Source organism: Pseudocitrobacter corydidari (genome assembly GCF_021172065.1).
Lineage (GTDB): Bacteria > Pseudomonadota > Gammaproteobacteria > Enterobacterales > Enterobacteriaceae > Pseudocitrobacter > Pseudocitrobacter corydidari.
Window position 1 is genome coordinate 1345458 of sequence record NZ_CP087880.1, and the last position, 16811, is coordinate 1362268.

Genomic DNA, 16811 nt, shown 5'->3' on the forward strand with positions numbered 1-16811 from the left:
TTGGTAGGTCTATTACTAAATGGTTCACTCGTGCTGCCACACCAATCAGCATGTGGTGAATTTTGAATTACTTCCCTTTTGAAGTACCTTTTCCGTTCCGCTCACACGATAAAAAAATAGCAAAAACCGACCCTGGGGTCGGTTTTTATAAAAAGGCAATACTTACAGCGGTGATGTTGTGACGACCGTGCGGGTCTGGCGGCGATACCCCACTCTCCCCATGGCGCCAGCAACTACGCCCATCACAATAAGCATAAAGAAACTGTACCAACTGGCTTTCGCGGCGGCAGCTGCGGCTTTATCAGCAGCCTCACGCGCTTTTTGCGCAGCCTCTTTTTTCAACTCCTCATATTTTTGACGAGCTGCCTGATAATTTTGCTCTGCCTGATTAACCATCTGTTCAGCTTCGGCATCACTTTTACCAGTACGCGCAATGATAATATTTTTCAGCGCCTGACGATCCGCTGCTTCGAATGTTGCACTATTTCTATCGGCAAGACCTTTGATGAATTGAGTAATATCTCCACCCTGATTAACCTGATGTTGTGCCATTTCCCCCTCATTACGTGCGTTTTGCTCGAGAGCTTCAGGCTGCAATTCCGGTTTACCGGTCTGTCTTAATGTCAGTTCCAGTTGATTTTGAAAATCATCGAGGTTGATATTATTTTCATCCAATTTTTCTTTCGCCTCCCTTACAACCGAAGGCGCAACCGATTTAATACCGCTGCCCACGGCCTGCATTCCTGAGCCAACAATATTCAGCGCACCGGTTGTCGCGCTATTCGCTAACATCAGTAAGAAAGTTGTACAAATTAAGGTATTGACGCCAAACACAAGCACGCCATGCAGCGAGCCGTGACGATAAGCGAGCCAGCCACCAACAAAACCGCCTACTGCTGCGGAAATTATCATGCTAATTCCCGTCCATATCGCGGCTCCGGTAGCCAGCCCATCCAGTGGATTCTCTTCCTGAAGCGGGTCAACCGTGGTGGCGCCAATTGCTGAACCTAAAATAATAAGAAGTAAATAAATCACAATGGAGATAACAACACCGGCGAACACGGCACTCCAGGAGATTTTCTTGAAAACAGATGTATTCACCGTCGGATAAAGAGGATCGTATTGCCTCTCTTCAATATGTTGATAATTAGCCATTTCAATCTCCACTATTTGTTAACTTAGATACATTCAGGTCATGACTTATAAAACCAACGTTCTATTTAAGCGTAGTATTAATTGAAATAATTGAATGCATATTTGAACTAAACCGGATGGCATCGACCAGTACACGTCTTTAAATAGGAATTTTCAACCAAAATGGTAATAATTGTGTGGTTATTTGTACTTAAACTAAAAGAACCAAAAAAAAAGCCTCTGGGTAAACAGAGGCTTTATATTTTCTTTCGAAGATTAACGACTTAACAACGTCTCAGCCGTATCTTTCACGCTCGCCAGCAGAACTTTTACATCCTCCAGGCAAACGGTCGGGTTCAGCAGCGTCAGTTTCAGGCACGTCACACCGTCAGCTTCCGTAACGCCCACGTTAGCCGCGCCAGATGCCAGCAGCACGTCGCCGATACGCTGGTTGAGCAAAGCAACAAATGCAGCATCGCCCGATTCCGGACGGAAGCGGAACAACACGCTTGCCAGCTGTGGCTGCATTACCAGTTCCAGGTGCGGCTGCGCGGAAACAAATTCCGCAACCTGCTGCGCCAGGGTTACACCGTTATCAATGATTTCGGCGTACTGCTTTTTACCCAGCGCTTCAAGGCCCATCCACAGTTTCAACGCATCAAAACGACGGGTGGTTTGCAGTGATTTGGACACCAGGTTCGGCACGCCATGCTCTTCATCGAAATCAGAGTTCAGGTACGCCGCCTGGTAACGCATCAGTTCATAATGACGCGCATCCTTCAGCAGGAACGCGCCGCAGCTGATGGTCTGGAAGAACTGCTTGTGGAAATCCAGCGTAACGGAGTCTGCGGATTCCAGGCCATTCAGGTAGTGACGATACTTCTCAGAAAGCAGCAGCGCCCCGCCCCATGCGGCATCCACGTGGACCCAGATCTTTTCGGCTGCGGCCAGTTCCGTTATCTCGACCAGCGGATCGATAGCACCGGCGTCGGTGGTTCCCGCCGTAGCGACAATCGCCAACACCTGCTCGCCGTTGGCTTTCGCCTGCGCCAGTTTGGCTTTCAGGTCGGCCATGTCCATGCGAGAAAATGCGTCGGTTTTCACCTGAGTTACAGAGCGATAGCCCAGGCCCATCAGTGCCATATTCTTCTGCACAGAGAAGTGTGCGCTTTCAGAGCAGAACACTTTGATTTTGCTGAGATCGCCGGTCAAACCATTCTGCTGAATGGAATGCCCCTGGCGAGCAAAGAAAGCATCGCGCGCCAGCATCAGCCCCATCAGGTTGCTCTGGGTGCCGCCGCTGGTGAATACGCCAGCATCGCCAGCCGGATAACCTACCTGCTCGCGCAGCCATTCGATCAGCTTCATCTCGATGATGGTGGCTGACGGGCTTTGATCCCAGGAGTCCATGCTCTGGTTTGTGGCGTTGATCAGCACTTCTGCAGCCTGGCTGATTACCAGGCTCGGGCAGTGCAGATGCGCCACACACTGGGCGTGGTGCACAGAAAGACTGTCTTTAAGGAAGTACTCAACTGCACGCGCAATAGTGGCCTGGTTACCCAGGCCCTCTGCGGTGAAGTTCAGATGAATACGCTCGCGCAGCTGATCGACGGTTTTACCCTGATACATCTCAGGCTGTTTTAACCATTCAACAACCGCTTTGCTGCTTTGCTCGATGGCGTCCTGGTAAGCGGCAATACTTTGCGCCGAACCGGACAGAATCGGGTTATTCTCTGACACGTTCATTAACTCCGATTAAACCGGCTTCACGCCAGCGCCCAGCAAGGCGTTTTCAAATTTATCGAGGAAAATTTCCAGCTCAGCATTGGTGATCAGCAGAGACGGCAGCAGACGCAGTACGCAACCGTTACGACCGCCACGCTCCAGAATCAGACCGGACTCAAAGCATTTTTTCTGCAACAGCGCGGAAAGCTCGCCATCCGCCGGGTAGCAACCCATGTGATCTTTCGCTTCGTTCGGCTTCACGATTTCCAGGCCGATCATCAGACCCAGACCGCGAACGTGACCGATTACCGGATAACGTTTTTGCAGTTCAGCCAGTTTGCCTTTCAGCCACTCGCCCTGGGCGGCGACTTTGTCAGCAATGTTGTCGTCTTTCAGGATCTTCAGCGTGGTCAGGCCCGTGGCCATTGCCAGCTGGTTACCACGGAAGGTACCCGTGTGGTGGCCCGGTGCCCAGGCGTCGAACTGTTTCTTAATACCCAGCACAGCCAGCGGCAGACCGCCACCGACAGCTTTAGACATCACGATGATGTCTGGCTCAATACCCGCATGTTCGAAGGCGAACAGTTTACCGGTACGTGCAAAGCCCGCCTGTACTTCATCGATAATCAGCAGAATGCCGTGTTCCTGGGTAACTTTACGAATGCGTTGCAGCCACTCGACCGGAGCCGGGTTAACACCACCCTCGCCCTGTACCGCTTCGAGGATCACCGCAGCCGGTTTACGCACGCCGCTTTCCACGTCGTTAATCAGGTTTTCGAAGTAGTACGTCAACGCTTTAACACCCGCGTCACCGCCAATGCCCAGCGGGCAGCGGTACTGATGCGGATACGGCATGAACTGCACTTCCGGCATCATGTTGGAAACGGCTTCTTTCGGTGACAGGTTACCGGTGACGGAAAGCGCGCCATGCGTCATCCCGTGGTAGCCGCCAGAGAAGCTGATAATGCTGGAACGACCGGTCACTTTTTTCGCCAGCTTGAGCGCAGCTTCTACGGCGTCAGCGCCGGATGGGCCGGTAAATTGCAGGCAGTACTCTTTGCCCTGACCCGGCAATAAAGAGAGTAAATAAGATGAAAATTCATCTTTTAAAGGTGTGGTAAGGTCAAGCGTATGTAACGGTAAGCCGCTGCTGATGACACTTTGAATGCTTTGAAGCACGTCAGGATGATTATGACCCAGCGCCAGGGTGCCAGCGCCTGCCAGACAATCAAGATATTGATTATTTTCAACGTCGGTGATCCAAACGCCCTGCGCTTTGGCAATCGCCAGCGGCAGTTTACGTGGATAACTTCGAACATTGGATTCAAACTCAGCTTGTCTTGCTAAAAAGGTATCATTGCTTTGTGGTAATGAATTAGCACTTAAAGTATCAATACGGACTTTATCCGTCATCATATCACTCCCACAACCTCGGGTATTAATAACGCCGGGTTGAATTAAGGTTAAAGGGACTGCCTGTAAAAAAACGCGGCTAATATAAGTGGTTTTAGCGTAGGACTCAATCATTTATTTTAGCGATGTTTTCATTAGGATTTTTCCCTTCTGAATCAGTGTATAACGTAAGCTTCCGTTGTTCACATACTTTAAAATTCGTTACCATTTCAGGCAAAATGTAACTACAGGCCAGAATGCGTACAACGTCATGTAAACCATCAAATTGTCATGGCTTTATGCTTTCTTTACACACTTTTACTCTTATTAACGTCGGTGAATTGCTGATAAGGCATTCTTTTTGGCTAGTTTATCGATAAATATAATAAAAACGTCGACCCTAAAAGATAAATCACTTACTATGGCGCGCTTATTTGCACTACACGCTAATAAAAGAACTAATGCGCATCACACCGGTAACGCGTAAGAGGCATACACGTTATCGACAACGGGATGTTAATCCTGGGTTGTCACCAGAAATGTTCGCGGGCGGACATTTCGTAAGGCGAAGTCACTTCCCTTATGCCGAGAATGAAAATTTTCTAGCCATCTTTAATGGCGCCCTGATATGAGATTGTTATGACACGCATTTATCCACAATTCGTCGTTGCCAAATTTGGCGGTACCAGCGTTGCTGACTTTGACGCGATGAATCGCAGTGCCAGTATTGTTCTTGCAGATGAACAGGTACGCCTGGTCGTATTATCTGCCTCCGCCGGTGTCACTAATCTGTTAGTCGAGCTTTCTGAAGGGCTGGAAAGTGCCGACCGTATGGATAAAATCGATACCCTTCGCACCATCCAGTACAACATTATTTCCCGCCTGAAACAGCCAACGGTTATCAGCAAAGAAATAGACCAACTGCTTGAAAATATTGCTCGTCTTGCTGAAATCGCGCAGGCAACGCCATCGGCTGCATTAAGCGATGAATTGGTGAGCCACGGTGAACTGATGTCGAGCCTGCTGTTTGCCGAAGTGCTTCGTGAACGTGAGGCCCAGGCTGAATGGTTTGACGCGCGCAAAGTGATTCGCACCAATGACGTTTACGGTTGTGCAGAACCGGATCTCAGCCAGGTCGCCGAACAGGTGGAAATGCACCTGCGTCCGCGTATCGAACAGGCTATTGTGATCACCCAGGGCTTTATCGGTAGCGATTACGCCGGGCATACCACGACCCTGGGGCGCGGTGGCAGCGACTACACCGCATCCCTGCTGGGCGAAGCGTTACAGGCGACACGCGTCGATATCTGGACGGATGTTGCCGGTATCTATACTACCGACCCACGCGTTGTACCGCAGGCCCAGCGTATCGACCATATCTCGTTTGCTGAAGCCAGCGACATGGCCGCCTTTGGGGCAAAAGTGCTGCACCCGGCAACGTTGCTGCCCGCGATGCGCAAGAACATTCCGGTGTTTGTCGGTTGCAGTAAAAATACCGCTGCCGGCGGTACGCTGGTGCGTCGTGAAACAGAGAATCCGCCGCTTTATCGTGCGATTGCTGTTCGCCGTAAGCAAACCCTGTTAAGACTGCACAGTCTGCATACGCAGCCAGCCTATGCTTTCTTTGCTGAGATGTTTGCTATTCTGGCGCAGCATCAGGTGGATATTGATCTGGTGACCACTTCGGAAAGCAGCATTGCGCTGGCGCTCGATCCCACCTGCGCGACATCCGGGGAAGATCACACCTTAACCACCTCACTGCTGACCGCGCTCTCTTCCCACTGCCGGGTTGAGATTGAAACCGGGCTGGCGCTGGTCACCCTGATAGGTAATCAACTTCATCAGGGTACGGGGGTATGTCGTGATGCCTTCGCCGAACTGGACGAGCATGCGGTGCGTATGATTTGCCACGGTGCCTCTAATAATAATCTCAGCTTCCTGCTGCCGGGCGACGCTGCCGATAGCGCCGTCGTTGCATTACACCGCAGGCTGTTCGAGTAAGTGTATTCAGGGGCGTTTCACGCCCCTTTTCATTTCATTGCCGCAATGCCCGCTTTCTTGTACCCTTCCCGCTTCTTTGCGCACACTTTATCGGATATTCATGACCGCTCAACATTCGAAGGATCCTTTGCACGGCGTTACGCTGGAGATGCAAATTAATGCCCTGGTAGCCCGCTACGGTTGGGAAAAACTGGGTAAGCTGGTAAACATTAACTGTTTTAAGAATGACCCTAGCGTTAAATCCAGCCTCAAGTTTTTACGCCGCACGCCGTGGGCGCGAGCGGAAGTTGAAGCGCTCTATCTTGATTCCCTCGAAGACAATGAACCTCAGGACGGCGGATTTAACCCGTGGTTGCAGGGGCGAGACGATAAGATCTGATTCCCTTCCCCTGCAAATCGTAAGAGAATATCGCCTCTCAAGGGACTAGTAGAAAACGGGCGTTTATGATCATCTCTTTGCGGGGCGTCTCCCCGGTCACTCAGGTTAAAAAACTAGGCACGCTGGTTGCCGCGGCATTACTTGTTGTCAGTTGTTCGTCTAAGCCACCGAGTTCACTTGTTACATCACCAGGCAACACATCAAAGCCCACCGGTAAAACGCAGCAGAGTAATGAACCGATGCGCGGTATCTGGCTGGCCACGGTCTCGCGGCTCGACTGGCCGCCGGTTAATTCGGTCAATATCAGCAGCCCCGCCATTCGCATCAATAAACAGAAAGACGCGCTGACGGCAAAGCTCGATAACCTGAAACAGCTCGGTATCAATACCGTATTTTTCCAGGTAAAACCCGATGGCACCGCCCTGTGGGATTCAAAAATTTTGCCGTGGTCCGATACCTTAACCGGCAAGATTGGCGAGAACCCTGGGTACGATCCGTTGCAGTTTATGCTGGATGAAGCCCATAAACGCGGCATGAAAGTACATGCCTGGTTCAACCCGTACCGGGTAACAACCAACACCAAACCCACAACGGTGGCCGAACTTAATCGCACGCTCTCACAGCAACCTGCCAGTATTTTTGTCCTGCATCGCGACTGGATCCGCACATCAAGCGATCGTTTCGTCCTTGACCCTGGTATCCCGGAAGCTCGCGACTGGATAACCAGTATTGTGGCGGAAGTGGTGGCAAAATATCCGGTCGATGGTGTGCAGTTTGACGACTACTTCTATACCGAAACGCCCGGTTCGACGCTTAACGATAACCAGACCTGGCGACAATACGGCCAACAATATGCGTCAAAAGCCGACTGGCGACGCCATAATACGCAGCTGCTTATCGAGCAGGTTTCACGCACCATCAAACAGCTTAAACCCGACGTCGAGTTTGGCGTAAGCCCGGCGGGCGTCTGGCGTAACCGCTCGCACGATCCTTTAGGGTCGGATACGCGCGGTGCGGCCGCCTACGATGAGTCTTATGCCGATACCCGCCTTTGGGTGCAGCAAGGCTTGCTGGACTACATTGCTCCGCAGCTCTACTGGCCGTTTGCCCGCGATGCGGCGCGTTATGATGTGCTGGCAAAATGGTGGGCGGATGTGGTGAAACCGACCAAAACGCGTCTGTATATTGGCGTGGCGCTGTATAAAGTGGGCGAACCATCGAAAAAGGAACCTGACTGGGCGGTGAATGGCGGCGTACCAGAGCTGAGTAAGCAGATCGATCTCAATGAATCTATACCGGAAATCAACGGGACGATTCTGTTCCGGGAAGATAACCTCAACCAACCGCAAACTCGCCAGGCGGTGAATTATCTGAAAACTCGCTGGGGCCATTAATCCTGCCTTTTGTGCGCTACGCAAATCCGGCGTAGCGCACCTCATCTGCTATGCTTACCCTGACATTCTTTACTGGAGAACGGATATGGGACTGTTTAACTTCGTGAAAGAAGCAGGTGAAAAACTGTGGGACAAACTGACGGATTCGCATCAGGACCAGGGCGAAAAAATCACCGAGCATTTAAAGAAACTCAATATTCCCGGTGCGGATAAAGTTCAGGTGACGGTCGTCGACGGGAAAGCCAGCGTCACTGGTGACGGGCTAACCCAGGAAGAGAAAGAGAAAATTCAGGTCGCCGTCGGTAACGTTGCCGGAGTCAGTGAAGTTGAGAATAACATTACCGCTGCCGATAGCGCGGATGAAGCCACCTACTACACCGTGAAATCCGGCGATACGCTGAGCGCTATCTCCAAAAACGTTTACGGCAACGCCAATCTGTACAACAAAATCTTTGAAGCCAACCGTCCGATGCTTTCTCACCCGGATAAAATTTATCCCGGCCAGACTTTACGTATTCCTAAAGCCTGATAGCAGCACGCTTGCCGGAAGTCATTCCGGTAAGCGTTCCCCCCTCGTTGTATTCACAGACAAAATATCGTATAAAACCTCCTGTCCGAGGGGTGTCCAGTAATGGGCTGAGATGGCGCAAGCCGAACCCTTAGAACCTGATCTGGGTCATGCCAGCGAAGGGACGGGTTAGCCATCTATTTACACAGCCAATTCCTGTTCTTCCCTCATTGCGCCCGGATCTCCACTTTATTCCTGGAGGTCCCATGTCTTTACCCCTGTTTGAAACTGGTCTTTACGGACGCCTTCGCACGCTTGCGGGTCACCACTGGCACGATTATGTCGCCCATGAATTTGTCCAGCAGTTGGGCGATGGTACCCTGCCTGAACCTGCGTTCCGCCGATATCTCACCCAGGATTACCTGTTTTTAGTTCACTTCGCCCGCGCCTACGCGCTGCTGGTGAGCAAACTGCAAAACCTGCCGGAGATGCGCGCGGCGACGGCATCACTGAACGCGATTCTTAACGAACTGCCGCTGCATATCAGCTACTGCCAGCAATGGGGATTAACGGAATCCGACGTTACGCAGGTGGAAGAAGCCGCCGAAACGGTGAACTACACCCGTTACGTGCTGGATGTGGGGCATTCTGGCGACGTGCTCGACCTGCTCACCGCCCTGATGCCATGCGTGGCGGGCTATGCGGAAATCGGTCTGTGTCTGCTCAACGATCCGGCGACCGTCTTTGAGGGTAATCCCTACGCCGCGTGGATCCGTAACTATGGCGATGAGGGCTATCTGGAAGGTGTGCAAGCCTCTTTGACGCTATTTGAAAATCTGGCGGCTCAGCGCGGTGGGGAAAGCCGTATCGCTGAGCTTTCGTCTATCTTCACCACCGCCACCCGGCTGGAAGGCGCGTTCTGGCAGATGGGGCTGAACGCGAAATCATGAAGGCAGTGAATGAATCCCCCGCGATCAGACTGACAGACCTTACGCTGCGTTATGGCAAAAAGACGATATTCGAGAACCTGAACGTGACTATCCCGGCAGGGCATTTCGTCTCCTTGCTGGGGGCCAGCGGTGCGGGTAAAACCAGCCTGCTGCGCATTGTTGCCGGGCTGGCAGCCCCCACATCGGGTAGCGTGACGGATGAACATGGTCGCCCGCTTGCAGGCCGAATCGCCTGGATGGGTCAGCGCGATCTGCTCTATCCGTGGTTAACCATTGAACAGAATGTTTGCCTGGGCGCGCGTTTACGCGGAGAAAAAGCCGATCGCCAATGGGCACAAGAGCTGCTTGAGCGTGTGGGGCTAAGCAGTTATGGCCGCGCCCTGCCGCAGACGTTATCCGGCGGGATGCGCCAGCGCGCCGCCATCGCCCGAACCCTCTACGAACAGCAGCCGATTGTCCTGATGGATGAGCCGTTTTCCGCGCTGGACGCGATTACCCGCGCCACGATTCAGGCGCTGGCGGCGGAATTGCTGGCTGATCGTACCGTGTTACTGATCACACACGACCCCGTAGAGGCCTGCCGCCTGAGTCATCACATTCTGGTTCTGGCGAAACATCCTGGCGGTATCGATGACTCCCACGTTATGGCTGGCCTACCTCCACGCGAGCTTGACGATCCGCTGGTTATCCAGAGTCAACGTGAGCTTATGCAACAGCTCATTCGGGGGGCTCTGTGATTTTCTTATCACGTATCTGGCGCGGGCTGACGCTGTTTGCAGGCTTAGTGGGGTTATGGTGGCTGGCGACGCTCGGCTCTATTCCGGCATTCCTGCTGCCCTCACCCACGGCGGTAGTTCAGGCCCTGCACGATAATGGTCGTTACCTCGGCTGGCACACGTTGATTACCCTGGCGGAAATCGCCAGTGGGCTGGTGATTGGCGTACTGCTCGGGGCGATTCTGGCGCTGTGCATGGTCTTTTCTCTCCGTCTTCAGCGCTGGGTGATGCCGGTGGTATTAACCAGCCAGGCGATCCCGGTCTTCGCCCTCGCCCCGCTGCTGGTACTGTGGTTTGGTTTTGGCATGAGTGCCAAGGTCACCATGGCGGTGCTGATTATCTTCTTCCCGGTGACGTCGGCGCTGTTTGACGGTTTGCGCCGGGTGAGCGGTGATTATCTCGACCTGGCCCGCACCATGGGGGCATCACGCTGGACACTGCTTCGCCACGTTCAGTTGATGGCTGCCCTGCCTGCTTTTGGTTCCGGCCTGCGCATGGCGGCAGCCGTTGCGCCCATCGGCGCCATCATTGGCGAATGGGTTGGCTCGGCGGAAGGTTTGGGTTACGTGATGCTCAACGCCAACGCGCGCATGCAGAGTGATATCTGCTTCGCCGCCCTTCTGATACTCGTTTTGATGACCATCTCGCTGTGGATGATCATTGATGCCCTTTTACATCGCCTGATTTATTGGATTCCGGATAACCATTGAGAAAACTACGATGACAACAAAAATACTGAAACCTGCTCTCTCTGCGCTGATTATTGCCAGCACCCTTTCGCCAAACGCCTGGGCGCTGGAGAAAGTAACGCTGGTACTGGACTGGTATATCAACCCCGACCACGCCCCCGTGATGGTGGCACAGCAAATCGGCGCATTTAAGGAGGAAGGCCTCGACGTTACGATTATCCCGCCTTCCGATCCGGCGCTGCCTCCGCGCCTGGTGGCGGCAAAACAGGCCGATCTGGCAATCACCTATCAACCGCAGCTGCACTTCTTTGCCGATCAGGGCTTACCACTGATGCGTGTAGGCACACTCATCAATACGCCGCTGAATACGGTGATTGCGCTGGATAAAACGATTAAATCGCCTGCTGATTTAAAAGGCAAAAGCGTGGGCTATTCTGTCAGTGGTATCGAGCAGGCTACGCTTGATACGATGCTGAAACATAGCAATACGCCAGCAGATGCGGTGAAGCTTATCAACGTTAACTTCCAGTTAACCAGTGCCCTGCTGACCGGTAAAGTGGACGCGGTGATTGGCGGCTATCGCAACATCGAGGCGCTGGAAATTCAGCTTCAGGGGAAAGAGCCGGTAGTGTTTAACGTCGAGGATTACGGCGTACCCGCCTACGATGAACTGATTCTGGTGGCAAATAAAGACGCGGCTGAAGAACCGAAGATTAAAAAATTCCTCGCGGCATTGAAAAAAGGCAGCGACTACCTGCACGCGCATCCGCAGGAAAGCTGGAAAACGTTCGCCAGCCTGCATCCTGAGCTCAATACCGAACTGAATCAGCAGGCATGGATGAAAACACTGCCGCTCTTTGCGCAAGATCCGGCAAAGCTGGATAAAGCCCGCTATGAGCATTACGAGCAGTTTTTATTTGATAACAAACTCATCAAAAAAATAACCCCGGTGGAGCAATACGCCACCGGGGTTATGTAAGCCGTACTTCAGATTGTTAACGTGTTATTGCCGGATGCGGTGTAAACGCCTTATCCGGCCTACAAAATTGCGCATCAGGCAATTTTACAGCGCCATATCGTGCTGAGGAGATGCTTCCGGCTGTGCTGCCTTAGGCGTGACATTGTCACCTTCGGCGGTATTCATTTGAATGACCGGCGGCTTAACCAGTTGCAGTGTAGCAGCGGTATCGTCCCAGACCTGTTGCGTCAACGCGCTGTTACCGTTCAGCTCCTGGCCGTAGCTTGGCACGATCGCACGGATTTTGCTCTGCCATTGTTCTGAACTGAACTGTTCCGGGAACATTTTCTTGATCACGTTCAGGGTAATAGGCGCAGCGGTAGAGGCGCCCGGAGACGCGCCCAGCAGCGCAGAAATGGTGCGTTGCTGATCAACAACCACTTCCGTACCCAGCTTCAGCACGCCGCCTTTGTCTTCATCTTTACGGATGATCTGCACGCGCTGCCCCGCCTGAATCAGTTTCCAGTCTTCTTTACGCGCCTGCGGATAGTACTCTTTCAGCGCAGCGAAACGGTCGTCATCGCTCAGCATAACCTGGCTAATCAGGTATTTGACGAGGTCGAAGTTATCCAGCCCCACGTGCGTCATCGGCATGACGTTGCTGGTTGTAGTGGTGCTCAGCAAATCGAAGAACGAGCCATTTTTAAGGAACTTGGTGGAGAACGTCGCAAACGGCCCAAACAGCACCACGCGTTTACCGTCTATGAAACGCGCATCAATGTGCGGTACGGACATCGGCGGCGCGCCGACGGACGCCTGGCCGTAGACTTTCTGCAAATGCTCTTTGGTGATAGCCGGGTTCTCAGTCATCAGGAACGAACCACCTACCGGGAAGCCAGCATAATTATCGGCCTCAGGAATACCGGTTTTTTGCAGTAATTTCAGCGCCCCGCCGCCAGCACCAATAAACACATATTTTGCATCAATCGCGTGCTCTTTACCGTTATTCACATCTTTGATTGTCACGTGCCAGGAGTTATCGCCATTGCGTTTAAACTCCGTCACTTCAGACGAGGTTTGCAAAGAGAAATTCGGGCTTTTTTTCAGGCTGCCGATCAGCTGACGGGTAATTTCACCGTAGTTCACATCGGTACCGGCTGGAGTCCAGGTCGCGGCTACTTTCTGCTGCGGATCGCGGCCTTGCATAACCAGCGGAGCCCATTGCTGAATTTGCTGATGATCGGTGGAGAATTTCATTCCCTGGAACAACGTCGTTTTTTGCAGCGCATCGTAGCGCTTTTGCAAATAATTAACGTTGGTATCGCCCCAGACAAAACTCATATGTGGCGTGGAATTAATAAAGGAGTGCGGATCACGTAAAATGCCGCGTTTCACCTGCGCCGTCCAGAATTGACGAGAGATCATAAACTGCTCGTTAATATCCAGCGCTTTGCTGACATCAATCGAACCATCCGCACGTTCAGGCGTATAGTTCAGCTCCATATTGGCGGAGTGGCCGGTACCGGCGTTATTCCAGCCATTGGAAGATTCCAGCGCCACGCCGTCGAGTTTCTCGACCATGACCTGCTTCCAGTCTGGCTGCAACTCCTGGAGCCACGTGCCCAGAGAGGCACTCATAATACCGCCGCCAATCAGCAGGAAATCGGTTTTTTGTGAGGTTTCAGAATTAGCCCAGGTTGCCGAACTGACAAACAGCGCCACAGAGGTGAGTGAGATAATTGTCTTTTTAATTGCAGGCATAATAGTAATATCACATAGCATTGATGAAACATGAATAAATATAGTAAAGCATTTTTACGATATTTTAAAATCCATATAACATTTTTAGCACTATTATATAATTACAGATTTATTTAGTTATTTAATTAAATAAATTGTCAGCAATGTTTGTTGGGTATTTTCGTGATGGGGAAGTCGCGAGCATCCCTCGTTCGTGTAGAACGAGGGAGTGAATCGGCAGGTTTTACCAGGAGAAGTCCTGGACCAGCGATAAGTCCCAGGCAGTGGCAAACAGTGAAATGAAGATAATCAGGTTCACTGCGGTTTCGATTCTTTTTTCCATTTTGATTCTCCTTATGCCGGTTATGACCATCTAACACGGAAAACCTTAATGATTTCTTAATGCTGCGTGACCATCATAAGGCGAACGCAGCAGGTTATGAATACGAGTATGCCAATAAAAAACGGCTGCGTCCCCCTCTTTTACTTTTGCGCACTACGTGAGCTGATAGTGCTTATCCGCAGTCAGTTTGGTTGGGATCACGGTTTCATCGTTCATTTGCAGTAGTTCTATCTCTATCGCGTTGCAGATAGCGTCCAGCGGCAGATCGTTATCTTCCATGCCAAACGGCTCTTCCAGCTCTTCCGCCAGCGTATCCAGCGCGATAAACGTGTAGGAGATCAGCACCGACACGAACGGCGTCATGTAGTGCAAATCAACAACCAGCGCGAACGGCAGCATGATGCAAAACAGATAAACGGTGCGATGCAGGATCAGCGAATAGGCAAACGGTACGGGCGTATTGGCGATACGCTCACACCCGGCCAGTACGCCCGACATATCATTAAGCCGGTTATTCAGGCTGTGAAACAGAATGTCCGACAGTTTACCTTCGCGGCGACGAACGGCCAGCCACTCTCCCATCATCAGAAGAATGCGGTTGGCGGGCGTTTGAACGGCCAAAACCTGGGCCAGCTGCTTTTCATCAAGATAGTTCGCCAGCACCGCTTTCGCCGGCTGGCGGCGTAATGACAACCGCAGACTGTGGGCAAAAGCGATTTGTAGCCGGGTAAACTCCGCAATATTGGGCTCGTCGTGAAGCGTATTTTTGACTTCCCGCAGCAAAGACCGTGAAGCAATCATCAATTGCCCCCACAGCAACCGCGCTTCAACATAACGGGCGTAGCAGGCGTTATTTCTGAACCCCAGGAAGATAGCAATGGCGACACCAAGAATACTGAATGGCGCCACGGTGAGTTTGATACCCAGCGAGGTGTACCACGGCAAAATCGCGATCACCACAATGGAGAGCAGAAAATTAAGCAGCAAGCGAGAGTAAATCTTGGGGAGCACCGAGCCGTGCCAGACAAGAATGCGAGGCAGCCAGTGTTGATGAGGACGCGCGATCATATATTTATCGATTAAGTTAATAACTTGTTTATTAAACGTGATTGCGGTCACATATTCAAGCGATTTGCTCGGTTGTCGCGTATAATCAATCCCCTTTCATTCCTGCCAAAAATGACGACGCACGATGTTTAAGTGTGGATTACAGACAGATAAAATATGTATGTTGTAACTAATGATGCTGAATAAAAAACCCGGCAATCGCCGGGTCTGGTTATCATACCGTTAGCACAAAGGCTGAACGGCTTTACGCATTCCCTGAAGCAGGATCGCGTCGAGATCCAGTGACACCTGTTCGACAAGGCCGACAACCTGAGTCAGGTCCTGCTCCCAATGGTCACTTACAGAAAGCACCGCTTTCACCAAATCACTGGTGCTAATCAGCTGATCACGGTGCTGAGCCCACAGTTGCTGATAACGTTCAATCCAGTGCGCATCATCCTGTACCGGATACGTTTCACCGTTACGCTCTGCGCGATAGAACGCAATCAGGGCCGCCAGCGCGAAAGTTAAACGTGCAGGCAGTTTGCCAGTCGCCTTCTGCCCTGCCAGCAGTTGCGGCAGAATACGGGTACGGAATTTCGTCATCCCGTTCAGGGCGATGGAAAGCAGCTGATGCTTGATATACGGATTACGGAAACGCCCGGTAACCGCGCTGGCAAAAGACTCCAGCTCATCACGCGGCAAATCGAGCACCGGGATAATCTCGTCGTAAATCGCTTTTTCAACGAATGCACAAATTTCTGCGTCATTCATCGCCTCACCGACCGTATCGAGCCCTGCCTGGTAGGCTACCGGCACCAGAGCCGTGTGCGCCCCGTTCAGAATTGCCACTTTACGCTCTTTATACGGTTTGATGTCATCAACAATCAGCACGTTGAGCGACAGTTTGTCGAGACGCAGTTCGCTGGCGAGCGATTTCGGCCCCTGAATAACGAACAGGTAGAAGTGCTCTGCGGTATCGAGGAAGCCGTCTTTGTAACCCAGTTCCGCTTCAATAGCCGCTGCTTCATCACGCGGGTAACCGGTAACAATACGGTCAACCAGGGTGGAGCAGAAGGTGTTGGACTCATTCAGCCAGGTTACGAATTCCACCGGCAGCGCCCACTCCTGCGCGTAACGCAGCACCAGTTCATGCAGCGCGTCACCGTTATAGTCAATCAGTTCGCAAGGAATGATAACCCAGCCTTTATCTGCCGCACCGTTAAAATGCGTGTAGCGTTCAAACAGCAGACGCGTCAGTTTGGCCGGATAGCTTACAGCTGGTGCGTCATCAAATTTATCGCCTGCATGGTAGCTGATACCCGCTTCGGTCGTGTTCGAGAAGACAAAGCGCATGTCCGGGTTGTGTGCCAGTTTCAGGAAAGCGTCGTAATCGGCATAAGCGCTGATTTCACGATTAACCGAACGAATCAGACGCGCATCGCTCACGGCTTCGCCCTGCTCATTCAGACCACGAATGATGGTCGTGTACAGGCCATCCTGCGTGCTGAGTGACGGCGGGAAATCACTGGCAATCGGGCGAACAATCACCACACCGGCATTCAGATCGGTGTGTTCGTTCAGCAGGTCGATTTGCCAGTCAACGAATGCGCGCAGGAAGTTACCTTCGCCAAACTGAATGATACGTTCAGGGTACTGCGCACCGGGGAAGTCCTGGCGGTTCAGAGTCTTCACAATCGTTTCCTTTTTAATTAGTCATACAACCTGGTGGAATTGGTGTAATAACTTACCAGATTTTTAGACAATGAAACCCT

At 51.9% G+C, this 16811-nt stretch carries 14 protein-coding genes and 1 riboswitch; of the genes, 8 read left to right on the forward strand and 6 right to left on the reverse strand.

Annotated features, from left to right (window positions below):
• Positions 1-162 precede the first annotated feature (162 nt).
• From G163CM_RS06190 to G163CM_RS06200, 3 genes are all read right to left on the reverse strand, one after another.
• On the reverse strand, positions 163-1155 hold the full coding sequence (locus tag G163CM_RS06190; protein WP_231827257.1) for a flagellar export protein FliJ: 993 nt from the start codon (positions 1153-1155) through the stop codon (positions 163-165).
• A gap of 255 nt (positions 1156-1410) precedes the next feature.
• The gene (locus G163CM_RS06195; RefSeq protein WP_231827258.1) at positions 1411-2874 is read right to left on the reverse strand and encodes a pyridoxal phosphate-dependent decarboxylase family protein; all 1464 of its coding nucleotides are present in this window, start codon (positions 2872-2874) and stop codon (positions 1411-1413) included.
• Positions 2875-2889: 15 nt separating this feature from the next.
• The gene (locus tag G163CM_RS06200; protein WP_041686241.1) at positions 2890-4275 is read right to left on the reverse strand and encodes a diaminobutyrate--2-oxoglutarate transaminase; all 1386 of its coding nucleotides are present in this window, start codon (positions 4273-4275) and stop codon (positions 2890-2892) included.
• A gap of 615 nt (positions 4276-4890) precedes the next feature.
• Between G163CM_RS06200 and lysC the strand changes: the two genes are divergently transcribed.
• The 8 genes from lysC (at position 4891) to G163CM_RS06240 (ending at position 11927) form a co-directional block, all read left to right on the forward strand.
• The gene (gene lysC / locus G163CM_RS06205; protein ID WP_231827259.1) at positions 4891-6252 is read left to right on the forward strand and encodes a lysine-sensitive aspartokinase 3; all 1362 of its coding nucleotides are present in this window, start codon (positions 4891-4893) and stop codon (positions 6250-6252) included.
• Between the two features lie 100 nt (positions 6253-6352).
• Positions 6353-6631 carry a VF530 family protein gene (locus tag G163CM_RS06210; RefSeq protein ID WP_231827260.1) on the forward strand — a complete coding sequence of 93 codons (279 nt, stop codon included), beginning with the start codon at positions 6353-6355 and terminating at the stop codon, positions 6629-6631.
• 65 nt (positions 6632-6696) lie between these two features.
• Positions 6697-8025, forward strand: a complete 1329-nt coding sequence (locus G163CM_RS06215) for a glycoside hydrolase family 10-like protein (RefSeq protein ID WP_231827261.1) — start codon at positions 6697-6699, stop codon at positions 8023-8025.
• A gap of 85 nt (positions 8026-8110) precedes the next feature.
• A complete protein-coding gene (lysM, locus tag G163CM_RS06220) occupies positions 8111-8554 on the forward strand; it encodes a peptidoglycan-binding protein LysM (protein ID WP_231827262.1) in 444 nt (147 codons plus the stop codon).
• 78 nt (positions 8555-8632) lie between these two features.
• Positions 8633-8735: riboswitch (TPP riboswitch) on the forward strand.
• Between the two features lie 64 nt (positions 8736-8799).
• Positions 8800-9483, forward strand: coding sequence for a thiaminase II (gene tenA / locus G163CM_RS06225; protein ID WP_231827263.1), 684 nt, complete (start codon positions 8800-8802; stop codon positions 9481-9483).
• Entirely contained in the window at positions 9480-10220 is a 741-nt protein-coding gene (locus G163CM_RS06230; RefSeq protein WP_231827264.1) for an ABC transporter ATP-binding protein, read from the forward strand. The genes tenA and G163CM_RS06230 overlap by 4 nt, the downstream gene beginning before the upstream one ends.
• Complete coding sequence (locus G163CM_RS06235; RefSeq protein ID WP_231827265.1) at positions 10217-10969, forward strand: ABC transporter permease; 753 nt, start codon at positions 10217-10219, stop codon at positions 10967-10969. The genes G163CM_RS06230 and G163CM_RS06235 overlap by 4 nt, the downstream gene beginning before the upstream one ends.
• A gap of 10 nt (positions 10970-10979) precedes the next feature.
• Positions 10980-11927: an ABC transporter substrate-binding protein gene (locus G163CM_RS06240; RefSeq protein ID WP_231827266.1), complete on the forward strand. Its 948-nt coding sequence runs from the start codon at positions 10980-10982 to the stop codon at positions 11925-11927.
• 84 nt (positions 11928-12011) lie between these two features.
• On the opposite strand, the gene mqo is transcribed toward G163CM_RS06240, so the two are convergent.
• From mqo to G163CM_RS06255, 3 genes are all read right to left on the reverse strand, one after another.
• The gene (gene mqo / locus G163CM_RS06245) at positions 12012-13688 is read right to left on the reverse strand and encodes a malate dehydrogenase (quinone) (protein ID WP_420851393.1); all 1677 of its coding nucleotides are present in this window, start codon (positions 13686-13688) and stop codon (positions 12012-12014) included.
• Between the two features lie 454 nt (positions 13689-14142).
• Positions 14143-15057, reverse strand: a complete 915-nt coding sequence (locus G163CM_RS06250; RefSeq protein ID WP_231827268.1) for a bestrophin family protein — start codon at positions 15055-15057, stop codon at positions 14143-14145.
• Between the two features lie 222 nt (positions 15058-15279).
• The gene (locus tag G163CM_RS06255) at positions 15280-16731 is read right to left on the reverse strand and encodes a tagaturonate reductase (RefSeq protein ID WP_015964414.1); all 1452 of its coding nucleotides are present in this window, start codon (positions 16729-16731) and stop codon (positions 15280-15282) included.
• Positions 16732-16811 lie beyond the last annotated feature (80 nt).